The sequence below is a fragment of the Nostoc cycadae WK-1 genome (genome assembly GCF_002897135.1).
Lineage (GTDB): Bacteria > Cyanobacteriota > Cyanobacteriia > Cyanobacteriales > Nostocaceae > Nostoc_B.
In genome coordinates this window covers 65,732-77,246 of record NZ_DF978436.1, presented here as the reverse complement: position 1 = coordinate 77,246, position 11,515 = coordinate 65,732, and the positions used below count along the sequence as shown (strand labels likewise).

Annotated in this window: 10 protein-coding genes; 2 read left to right on the top strand and 8 right to left on the bottom strand. The window is 40.1% G+C overall.

Annotation, left to right across the window (positions count from 1 at the left end; all coding sequences use genetic code 11):
* The 5 genes from NCWK1_RS21745 to NCWK1_RS21725 all read right to left on the bottom strand — a co-directional run.
* The coding region (locus tag NCWK1_RS21745) for a two-partner secretion domain-containing protein (protein WP_146034020.1) at positions 1-1,721 on the bottom strand (1,721 nt) is incomplete at its 3' end.
* Positions 1,722-2,022: 301 nt separating this feature from the next.
* Complete coding sequence (locus NCWK1_RS21740; protein ID WP_103126144.1) at positions 2,023-3,024, bottom strand: glycoside hydrolase family 43 protein; 1,002 nt, start codon at positions 3,022-3,024, stop codon at positions 2,023-2,025.
* A 17-nt stretch (positions 3,025-3,041) separates the two neighbouring features.
* The gene (locus NCWK1_RS21735) at positions 3,042-3,848 is read right to left on the bottom strand and encodes a phytanoyl-CoA dioxygenase family protein (RefSeq protein ID WP_245894969.1); all 807 of its coding nucleotides are present in this window, start codon (positions 3,846-3,848) and stop codon (positions 3,042-3,044) included.
* A 426-nt stretch (positions 3,849-4,274) separates the two neighbouring features.
* Positions 4,275-4,826, bottom strand: a complete 552-nt coding sequence (locus tag NCWK1_RS21730) for a hypothetical protein (protein ID WP_096577373.1) — start codon at positions 4,824-4,826, stop codon at positions 4,275-4,277.
* A complete protein-coding gene (locus tag NCWK1_RS21725; protein WP_096577371.1) occupies positions 4,826-5,458 on the bottom strand; it encodes a ParA family protein in 633 nt (210 codons plus the stop codon). The genes NCWK1_RS21730 and NCWK1_RS21725 overlap by 1 nt, the downstream gene beginning before the upstream one ends.
* 120 nt (positions 5,459-5,578) lie before the next feature.
* On the opposite strand from NCWK1_RS21725, the gene NCWK1_RS21720 reads away from it, so the two are divergent.
* Complete coding sequence (locus tag NCWK1_RS21720) at positions 5,579-6,958, top strand: cytochrome P450 (protein WP_103126143.1); 1,380 nt, start codon at positions 5,579-5,581, stop codon at positions 6,956-6,958.
* A 51-nt stretch (positions 6,959-7,009) separates the two neighbouring features.
* Here NCWK1_RS21720 and NCWK1_RS21715 read toward each other — a convergent pair whose 3' ends face one another.
* From NCWK1_RS21715 to NCWK1_RS21705, 3 genes are all read right to left on the bottom strand, one after another.
* Complete coding sequence (locus tag NCWK1_RS21715) at positions 7,010-7,663, bottom strand: HD domain-containing protein (RefSeq protein ID WP_103126142.1); 654 nt, start codon at positions 7,661-7,663, stop codon at positions 7,010-7,012.
* Between the two features lie 104 nt (positions 7,664-7,767).
* Positions 7,768-10,281 carry a hypothetical protein gene (locus tag NCWK1_RS21710; RefSeq protein ID WP_187308210.1) on the bottom strand — a complete coding sequence of 838 codons (2,514 nt, stop codon included), beginning with the start codon at positions 10,279-10,281 and terminating at the stop codon, positions 7,768-7,770.
* A gap of 260 nt (positions 10,282-10,541) precedes the next feature.
* A complete protein-coding gene (locus NCWK1_RS21705; RefSeq protein WP_103126141.1) occupies positions 10,542-10,763 on the bottom strand; it encodes a peptidoglycan-binding domain-containing protein in 222 nt (73 codons plus the stop codon).
* Between the two features lie 529 nt (positions 10,764-11,292).
* On the opposite strand from NCWK1_RS21705, the gene NCWK1_RS21700 reads away from it, so the two are divergent.
* Positions 11,293-11,499 (top strand): glycogen debranching protein, encoded by a 207-nt coding sequence (locus tag NCWK1_RS21700; RefSeq protein WP_096577364.1) that lies wholly within the window; start codon positions 11,293-11,295, stop codon positions 11,497-11,499.
* The last annotated feature ends 16 nt before the right edge of the window (positions 11,500-11,515 follow it).

Sequence of the window (11,515 nt, the reverse complement as noted above, 5' to 3'; positions counted from 1 at the left end):
TTTCCTGAGCCTTGGGTTTGAGCAAACAACCCACTGGCAAATTGACCATCTTGAGAACGACCGATGAGTTGGGTTGATTCGGTGGCGTTCACTGTCAAATTACCACCTTTACCTGCACCTAAAGTACCTGCGGAGACTTGTGCGCCATCCAATATCCGCAGTATGGGAGTGGTAATGATGATGTTGCCAGCATTTCCTGAGCCTTGGGTTTGAGCAAACAATCCACTGGCAAATTGACCATCTTGAGAACGACCGATGAGTTGGGTTGATTCGGCGGTATTCACCGTCAAATTACCACCTTTACCTGCACCCAAAGTACTTACAGAAATTTGTCCGCCATCCAATATCCGCAGTAGGGGAGTAATGATAGTTAAATTACCTGTGTCGCCTGAACCTTGAGATTCAGTCAGTACGCGACTATCTCTGCCTACCAATTCTACTGATTTAATCGCATTAACTGATAAATTTCCACCGTCACCTGCGCCTAAAGTATTTACTGTTATCCGTCCTCTATTTTGAATCAATAAATTACCAGTATGAATTGTCAAATTTCCACTATCACCTGCATTTGCGGCGGTACTTTCTGTTTGTGTAAACAAACGGCTCCCACTACCAGTTACTTGCAATAATTCAGAAGTATGAATATTTAAATTCCCGCTTTTGCGAACTCCTGTTGTGGAAGACACAACCTCTGCCCCATCTTGGAGAAGTAATCTAGGGCTGGTGATGGTTAAATCTCCAGATATAGCGGTACCTTCATTGAGAGTAAATAAGCGATTATTGTTTCCAATTAATTGCACTGATTCTGAAGCATTGACTGTCAAACCTTCACCAATACCACTGCCAAAAATCCCGACTTGAACCAACGAACCATCAGTCAGTGAAATGTTAGCGCCTTGTAGGTGAATACTGCCGCCTTGACTGCCTATTGTTGTGACAGTAGCTTGCCGCAGATTAATATTCTGAAAGTCGTTTACATCTTTGTAATTAAGGATGTAACCTATGGATGTTGGTGTCAGATTCACTACACTATTACTACCAACACTTCCCAGTTCAATTCGTCCATTAGGTGCTGTTACAACACCTCCTGTTAGGGTTAAATCACCACCTACTAGTGCCAAAGTTGTATTTGCCTGCGCTTGTAAACCTATCAACTGATTGAGGCTATCGGTAGTTCTAGACTGATTCTCAATTCCTCCTGGATTTGTACCAAACTGTAAACCAATAGGCTGATTGATAGTTAATAAAGCATTAGCATCAGGATTTGTCGCACTAAATTCTATTCCATCTGCAAATGTCACACTACTAGCAGTACTGGCAATGAAAGAGCCACCAATATTTAATCTGGAATTCGGCCCAAAAATAATCCCTTGAGGATTAATCAGAAAGAGGTTTGCTGTACCATTAGCGCGAATTGTGCCTTGAATATTAGATGGTATGGAACCTGTCACCCGACTGATGATATTCTGCACTGTTGTAGCGTTGTTGAAAAAAGCTTCACTGCCTACTGGGACAGAAAACTCACTAAAACTATGAAATAAATTTGCGCCTTGTGTGGCTCCACCATCAATCTGAAAATTAGGGCTGTTGTTAGTTACTTGGGTTCTTTGATTTAAGGGTAAGTAGATATCAGCTTTGATTTGTTGAGCTAGTGCGTAGGGTGTATACGTATAAGCAATAGCGGCCAATAGACTTAAGTTACTTGTCAGCTTTAGCCACATTATGCACCCCCACCTCAAAAAATTGAGCTACTGTTGAGTATCGGCTTTTTTGCCTTAAACTTTGACAATCATACTATTTTTTGCCTGATCAAGTTACTTGCTTTTACTGTTAATGGCAAAGTTGAGTCACCTAACTCTTACATTCAGTAGATCGAAAAATTCTGCGATCGCTCTTTTGTGAATACCTGCACAAGATAAAATCCATCAAGTTATTTCGCGGCATTTGCTGGTTATCACCGTACAGTATCAATTTACGCCATTATAATTCCGACTAGGCTGACAATGAGTGTAGCAATACTCCTTAAATGTGCAGTGAGTTAGTTATAGACTGGGTTGTCCAAGTAGGGCCTTGGCAGCGTGGCCCTTGTGGTGTCCAGATAAGCTTATCTAAACAAATTTGTCGCATATCCATGTTGTTTGTCCAAGCATGGTAGACGATATATTCAGTCTCACCATCTGGCCCCACAACAATAGAGTTATGTCCTGGCCCTCTCACAAAATTAGGCACAGACTTGAGTACTCGTGGCCCTGTTTCGTTACCTGCATCAGAGTAGACACCCATAACGTTCTCAGCAACGCCATAATCTACACCATAGTTTTCGGTTTCCCAGCGTCCACCACTATAAAAGCAGTAGTATTTACCTTCATGCTTACGAACACAGGGGCCTTCTAAAGTATGCCAATCATAGATTGCACCATACATTAAACGGTTGGCTAAAAATCGTTGCCAATGCGATCGCGCCCGCAAAACAACTTTTTCTTCACCAGACAGTTTTGTCATGCTTTGTAGTCTATCTACGACTAGGGCTGTACCTGCATGTACACCGTTTTCTGTGTCTAAAAAGTCACGCGCGTAAAATAGATACCACTGTCCATCATCATCGCAGAATGGGTGTGGATCAATGGCAAAGGGGCAGAAATTGGGATCTACAAGGGTCTCGCCAACATCTTGATAAGGCCCCAAGGGGTTATCGCTTGTAGCTACACGCAATTGATGATTCTTATCTTCATGGCCTACAGAATAGTAGAGATAAAATTGCCCATTAGCGTAAGCAACTTCAGGAGCCCAAAAATTATTACCCAAGGCTGGGTCTGGTCGCAACAATGCGTGACCCACAAAATCCCAATTTCCAAAATCAAAAGAACGTAACAGAGGAAAGACAAGGGATTTATTGATATCAATATTGTCTACAGTTCCTTGTGCCTCTGCTGCACCAGTGCCGATCGCATAATATACACCTTCATGTTGCCAAACAAAAGGATCGGCAAAATAACCTTGATAGACCGGATTAATATAGTCCATAGTTAATAGTCAAATGACTAATACTTGAAATTGATATAAGTTTCGACTTTTTCGTGAGGTAATTGCTCGACGATTTTGCACCGTAACATCTGCCTTAATTCTGCGGAAAGATTATCATAATAATCTTGTGGCAGAGTCAAATCTACCTTTGGTGTGTGTAACCAGTGCATAGCGTAACCCATGACTACCATTGGTCTGGGCTGATTAGTTTGATTTGGTGAACCTCTGTGCAGTGCTAAAGGCGATCGCACAATTACATCTCCCGGCTGCATATAAAATGATTCCATTGGAATTTCACCAGAGGCTATCTTTTGTAGTCCTACTTCTCGTGGTAATAGATGAGTTCCCCGCGCCATTTGAAACGGGCCGTTATCTGGGGTGACTTCTACAAGAGGAAAATTAACGGCTAAGGCGTAAAGTGGTGTAACGATGCGATCGCAAAACAATGGACGAAAGTCTCGATGAGTTTCCTGATAATCTGAACCTGGGAACGGTACATCAACCCCTAACTGCACCATCACATATTCTTGGTAAAATACGCGCTGCAAAATCTCCATAATTACTGGGTTGGCAAAAACCCATTCATTCGCAAATGGGGAAATCCAAGGTAAGGTCAAATAGTAGCGAGACACTTCACGAGGTGCTAAACCACCTGGTTGATTTTGGCGAGTGTAAAATAAATTTTTAAAAGCTTCTAACCACTCTTCAATTAAATTTTGCTCAAAAAGATGAGGAATTACACAAATTCCATCTCTATTCAGTTCTTGAGCAAAGTTATCTATGTCTGTAGCTGAATATTTAGTGATATTGTCTATACTTTGCACAATGTTTGTTAACCTTTCCAATTTAATGGCTCATACCATTTTAGATTTTAGATTTTGGATTGTGGATTGATAATTGATATCTAATAATAGATTTCTCTCAACTTGCACTGAATTATTAACTCTCTCTGCCTTGACGCTTTTAGCGGTTCGTTGACAAAATTAAATGTATCTTCATTGAGAGTTTGTATAAGTCTAAATTCTGTCAATCTATCTCAATTATTTTGTACATTTTTATGCGACTTTTTTTAAATTGAAAAAGAAAAATATTTAGCATATTTTATCCACAAATTTGGGATAAATTCTGGCTGATATTATGCTATGAAAGCATAAAAAATAGTGTGATGCGTTATAGCTTCAGCCTAACGTACCACACTAGCGATTTACTAAAAAAAACTAGATTAAGTCTAAAAACAATGCAAATCAGTGTTAATCATACAACCAAGTATTAGCAGCGAAATCATCTTTAGTTTCTGCTGGCATATCGGGGAGTATGTCTGGTGAGCGATGAGATTTTCTATAATCAACTGGATTGTAATATTCCTTCTTCTGAGGGACAATACTTGCCTTTGGTTGTTGTAGAGCTTTATTTTCTTCGATTAACTTAGAATTAGCTTCGGCAAGTTGCAGTGCTGTTTTTTTGGTTTCATCAAGCTCTTGTGTGAGGTGTTCTATTGATAGTTTTTGTTCAGATAAAGCTGATTGTAATTCTTTAATTTGCTTTTGCAGAGCTTTTTCGGTGGCCTGATTTTTTTCTAAAGTTGTTTGTAAATCTTTAATAGTAGCTTCTAAATCTGCTTTTGTAGAAGTATTACGTTTAGCAGTTGTTGATTCAGCTATTTCTACATCTGCGGCTGCTGTTTGTTCTTCTGTAACTTGCACAGCCGGGACTTCGATTGCACCTTCATCGACTGCACTATTAGGTGTTAATTTTTGTGCTTCTGCTTGAATTAAGTCAGAGAGATTTTGTTTCCTAGCCATTATTTTCTCCAATCACGCTGTAGTTCATCAGCCACGCGGCGGTAGTCTGATTCCGCCTCCCAAGCATTTTTGCCTCGCCATTGATTGATTGCGACACCCTCTAATGCGGCTCGTTCGTGGGCTTTATAGGTACGGATGAAGCCTTTACAAACAGGGATACCTAGCTTTACGAGAGTGTTTTGCGCTTCCATAGCTTCACCAATACTCCGCGCATCGACTTTAGTTAAGAGTACACGATGGGGAACTCCTGTGGGGACGACAGCTGATTTTACTGTTTCAATGAGAACAGCTAAATCCATTGCTGCTGGGGGTGTAGGTAAAACTATATAATCTGCGATCGCTACTACTGTTGCCAATGCTTCAGAGTGCAGCGCCGGAGGCGTATCCACTACTACTAAATCGTAACCTTTTATTTTACGTAAATTTCCTAAAAGTTGAGGATCTGTCTCTTGAGATAAATCAAAGCCCATTCCTTGCTCATTGCGCCCAAACCACCAACTGGCAGAACCTTGAATATCTGCATCTACTACTAGCACTTTTCTTTGCTTGGCAAATTGTGCAGCTAAATTGATTGAGGTAGTCGTTTTGCCGACTCCTCCTTTACCGTTGAGGATAGCGACGATTTTTGGCACTGCTTATGCTTACTTCCGATCCTGCCATACAAGAATATACCGCTTTGTGTGACCCGCAGTAGCAGAAAAACTCGCCAAAATAAAAATAGTCTTGATAAATGCAAATGCTGGCAAAATATTATGACACTAACTAACAGTTTGCCTGATGGGCCAAGAGTCCCGTACTGGCTACGAATCATTAAGTTTATTTTTCGGCCGATAGAGTATGTTGAAGATTTTGCCAAAGTTTATGGTGACAACTTTACGGTTTGGCGCAGTCGTGGTAGTCATTTGGTGTATTTCAGTCATCCCCAAGCATTAGAGCAGATTTTTACTGCTGATGCTAGTCACTTTGCGACTGGTGGCGGAGGCGGCGTTTTAAAATATTTGCTTGGTGATAATTCCTTGATTTTACTGGATGGCGATCGCCACCAACGCCAACGCCAATTACTCACACCGCCTTTTCATGGTGAGAGAATGCGGGCATACGGTCAAGCTATCCAGGAAATTACTCAACAAGTTAGCAATGAATGGCTGATAGGTAAACCCTTTAACATCCGCGCTTCTATGCAGGAAATTACCTTGCGTGTGATTTTGCGCGTGGTGTTTGGTGTGGATGAAGGAAGCAAGTTTCAACAACTGCGCCAATTACTTAGTTCTGTCTTAGACCTCATCAGTTCTTCCCGAATGTCCGCCGCCTTATTTTTTCAGGTTATGCAACGCGATTGGGGTAAATGGAGTCCTTGGGGAAAATTTTTAAGCCAACTGCAACAAATTGATCAACTAATTGATTCGTTGATTCAAGAACGTCGTGCCGAATCTGGGCAGAATCGTCAAGATATCCTCAGTTTATTGATTTCGGCTCGTTATGATGATGGCAAGCCTATGTCAGATGCAGAATTACGCGATGAATTAATGACAATGTTAGTTGCGGGACATGAAACCACTGCTTCTGCATTGACTTGGGCTTTGTACTGGATTGACCGTTTACCAGAAGTCCGCGAAAAATTACTCCAAGAATTGCATAGCTTGGGAGTTAACCCTGAACCCAGTATTGTTGCCAAATTGCCTTATTTAACAGCAGTTTGCCAAGAAACCTTGCGAATTTACCCAATTGTGATCAATGGCTTCTTTAGAATCGTCAAGTCGCCAATTGAAATTATGGGTTACAAGTTACCTAAAGGCACAGCAGTTGTCCCCAGTATTTATTTAGCGCATCATCGAGAAGCTGTTTACCCACAACCTAACTTATTTAAACCAGAACGCTTTTTAGAGAGACAATTTTCTCCCTACGAATATTTACCCTTTGGTGGCGGAAACCGTCGTTGTATCGGTTTGGCTTTTGCTCAGTATGAAATGAAAATTGCCCTGGCAACAATTTTGTCTCAGTTTCAAGTATCTCTAGTCAATCAACGCCCTGTGCGTCCTGTGCGTCGTGGTTTAACTTTAGCCACACCAGCCGGGATGCAGATGGTAGCAACACCGCAAGTCAAGCAGGTGAATACACCTGTGGAAGTGTAAATTTACTAAGCAACTAGGCATATTGATTTCTCATTTTGCCTAATTGCTTGCTCAAATTTTTTTACAAGAAAGTTGTTGAATTTCAGCTTGCAGATTAGCTCTAGCAGATTGTTCCGCCACCTCAAACATCAGAGGTGTAAAATATATATGCTGTCGTTGCAAAAATTTTTCTAGTACTTGTTTGCGACCTTGAATATATTCAACTTCTGCTACCCAAGCATATTCTTGACGGATAGCGTGAGCATATTTTTGATAATCAACTGGGTCAGCAGCTAAAATTGCTAAATCAGCATCTAATAAAATGTGGCTATCAATATCGTCAATAGCCGCTTGGTGGTGTTTTGTGTTGAGAATGAGACGCTGAACAATTGTGATTTGACTGATAGGAATTGCCAAATTATTTAATAACTGACAAGCATATTCCGCACTTTTGGCTTCGTTATCGTTAGCTTGAGTATCATAAACCACATCATGAAACCAAGCTGCAAGTTGTACAGCAGGTAAATTTTGGGTATAGGCTTGCAAAGTCTGAATGTTATTCAGAACATGATGAATATGTTGCAGTGTATGGTAATAACGGCCAGCAGTACAATATGCCGCAACTAATTGAGTAAAAGTTGCGGCAATTTTGTATTGGTCAACGCCAAAAAATTGTAGTGTGTACTGCCAGTGATTAAATAAGATATCTATTTTCTTATTCCCCACTACCTACTTCCTATTTCTTACTGTTAGTTAACTGAGAAGATAGCGCCTCCCAGTTAATTACAGCAGGTTTTGTTCCTTGGCGATCGCACCTGAGTTTAAGTTTGTTAATATGGCGGTTGAGCCTCAGTTGCTGGCGGAGTTTGATTATCAGCTTCTGGCGCAGGGTTTGGGTTAGGATTGGCCTGCGGCGGCTGATTATTACTTGTCCCCGCAACTCTAAATTTCGGCATCTTATATATTTTCGCTAAAGCTTCAATCAGCGAAAAATCATAGACACTCAGAGCTTTATCATCGTAGCAATTGGGAGCATCTGGAGATTTTGTCATCATCTCCGGTACAAGACTTGAGAGTGCTTCAGGAACATTTGTAATATTTTCTGTATATCTCATCTGCTCAGTTGTGATGTGTGCAAAACACAAAGCTCTAATCTGAAGCGCATCTTTTACAGGAATTTTCAGGTAATTCAATTCATCCAAATTTGATTTAAAAATACCAGCTACACCTTCAGTCCAATAGCGCTGACGAAATTCTTCATCCTGCAAAGCACCATCTTTTGGAGATACTAATAAATCTTTAACTGCGCTAATAAGTGCGCCATTTGTGCGAGCTAATTGAGTTAAATTCAATAACTCTTTGTTGAGTTTTTCGGGAGTTTGCTCATTTTTAGCCAACAATTTTGAGATTTTCAGCCAAGCACGCTGATTAAAAAGATGAGCTTGTCTGAGGTTTTCATCAGTTATTGAAGGTTGAATTCTGGAATCTGGTGGATTTTTGAGGAAGAAATCAACCATGCTGAGTCGAGCATAGCGAGTCATACCTTCGATATTGTCTAGAGATGCAGCTTTTTTGTAATATTCTTTAGCTTTGACTAAATCTCCTAAATGTTCCGAAGACTCCCCTAAACCAATTTCTACTTTGGCTTTGTCTTCATCACTACTAATGAATTTTTTGGCCTGAAGAAAACTATCTTGAGCTTTCAGCCAGTTAGTATTTTGTAAATATCCTTGTCCTTGAGTAATGTAAACTTTTCCCCATGCTGGTAATGATGTCGCCACAGAACCTGTAATAGCTGTCATTCCTGCGGCGATCGCTAAGGCTGTGGGTGCTTGTTTGGTAGGCGGTAACTGTAAGTTTGTAAATAGTTTTTCGAGGGTTTTTCTACCACCGCTGGTTAAGGCTGCTGCACCACCTGCACCCAAACCGATGACTTGTAATACCGCCGCCATGTTTTGTGATAAGTCGGCTTGTTGAACTTCTTGTCCTTCGACTTTCTGGAAAAATACTTGGCTGCTATAAGCTGTAAACGCAGCACCAACACCCAGACAAAGTACAGCCAAAGTATTGAGTAACCAGTCACGACGCGTACCCGGTTCTTCTTCCGAACCAACGATCGCCGGTTTGAGTTCCCACCACCAGCGATTTTGCCGTTTTAAGCTATCTTTCCATTGTCTGATTTGGTTATCTTTGTTCAAATCAAGTCGGTATTGTTTTAATTTGTTGTCTAAAGTAATAAGTTGTCTAGCCAGTTTTTCGGGAACGGGTTTATTGCGATAAGCTTGTTCTAATGCTTCTTCTACTCCATCACGAGCCAAAAGTGCTTCTAAAAGTTGATCGGAGGAAGGCGGTTTGCTACTTTCAATTACATCAATTGTTTTTTCGTAACGAGCGATCGCTTCATTCGGTAAAGGAACAGAACGAGTAAAAGACCACCACCAATTCATCTCTGGTGGCTTCAGGTTATTTTTCCATTCATCAACAATATCATCGTTAGCAAAAGACCAAGATTGCGCTTTTAATCGCTTGTCTAATGCAATAATTTTTTCAGTGAGATGACGCGGTGGTTGTTGTTGCTTAGTCCAAGCTTTCTCCACAGCGTCCCGTGCTAACAATACTTCTAATAGTTCTTCTGAAGCCGCTTTTGGTGGAGCTTCCATTTCATCCAGAGCTTCTTGATAACGCTTAATTGCTTGTGCTGGTAGTGGTTCAATGTTACTTAATTCCCACCACCAAGTATTAGATGTAGTTTTACTTAAACTCTTTTTCCAATACTCCAACTTACCATCTCTAGTAATCACATCCGAGAGCGATCGCAACTTTTCATCCAGGTCGATCACAATTTTAGCGACATGTTCTGGTAAAGGTTGATTATCACGAGAAGTTTCAATGGCATCGCGTGCTAGTAATACTTCTAAAATTTGTTCTTGAGTAGGATGGGGAAGCGCTGCTGATAATGCAGAGATAGCTTGTTGATAGCGTTTTGCTACCTGGGTAGGTGACATAGCTAACGGATATTTTAAATGCCACCACCACATATTTGGAGGAGCATTGAGACTATCTTTCCATTGTGCTAGTTCATCATCCTCACTGAGAACTTTTACTTGTGCTTTGAGGCGCTCATCTAAACTTAATAATCTGGCATAAGTAATACCAGTGGGGTTTTGATCCATTTGCCTTTTCTTCTCTACCCCATCACGCGCTACTAACACAGCCACTTTTTGGTCAAATGTTGCTTGTATCGGTGATTCTTCTAAGGCAATTAGAGCGTCTTCATAAACATCAATTGCTATATCTAATTGTGATTTTGAAGATACAGCAGGCTGTCCATTTGTATGAACCATTCTTTGAATATTCCTTGGCTAATCTATATTTGTATGAGCGATTTTATGTTTTTATATACTTTGCATTTTTTAGCATTTATCTGCTTACTCAAAAGCATCCGTCTTCAAAAAAAATCATAAATATTAGTGCCAACGCAATGATGACACTAATATCTATATCTGCCACAGTAAATGCTTGACCTTTTATGTTTTATAACGCTGCCAAAATCAGAATCGAGAGGACTCACCTCTCAAGTTATCTGCCACAGAATACTAGTTATTTAACAGCCTTGAGACATTAACGCATACCAAGTATTAGGGCCAACAATCCCATCAGGGTTCAAACCCTGTGTCATTTGAAAGTGTCGAACAGCATTTTCTGTTATCGGGCCAAATGCACCATCAGCACTTAGAGAATATCCCAATGCTTGCAAAGTTTGCTGCACCATATATACATCTTGGGTTTCACAGCCTTGTTGCAACAAATAACCTGGATAAGACATTTTCTCTCCTATGTTTAAAATGTTGATTTTTGTCAAATTTTTATGATTGATAATGTTGTTTAAATCCCTTTGTTTGAGATTTTAAAAGCTTTTGTCAATCATCATTATCTGACTGATTACCACTTCCAAATAACTCTATCAAAGGCTATCAAATTGAATTGATATAAATTTGATATTGTGAATTAATTTGGAATTGCATTTTGAGAAATTAAGTATATTTTTGTTCGCAAACTAGCGAATGTCATCAGTCGAATTACTTAAGAAATCTAGGTAAGATATATTGCATTTGATGAAGCTAGACGATGATTTTAGGACTTATACACAAATATATGCAGTAGGTGAGAGTAAAAAATTTTGGGGAGGATGGGTAACAATTCAACAGCAGTGATTAGCATTAATCGTCCCAACAAACTTGAACCCTGACCCCCACAATGGGCAACTTTGCTGATGATTAATGGTTTTTAAGCTTTGTTAGTATTCTAAAATGACCAAATACCTTGTTAATGTATAGCCTTCGAGAGGATACTCCATGACTATTTGGGTAAATGAGCAAATTGATCCATCGGGTATGATTTATGCCTGCATTGCCTGTTGTAATGAGTCTCAAGCCAAAGATTGTCATGAGTCGTTTGCAAACAATTTGACTGAGAAACAAAAAGCCGACGGTTGGACAGCAATATTACGGATAGTCGATTCTTGGGATGAAGTACCAGTTAATGCCTTAAAACTCGATTGATGAGTTGAGATGAGGT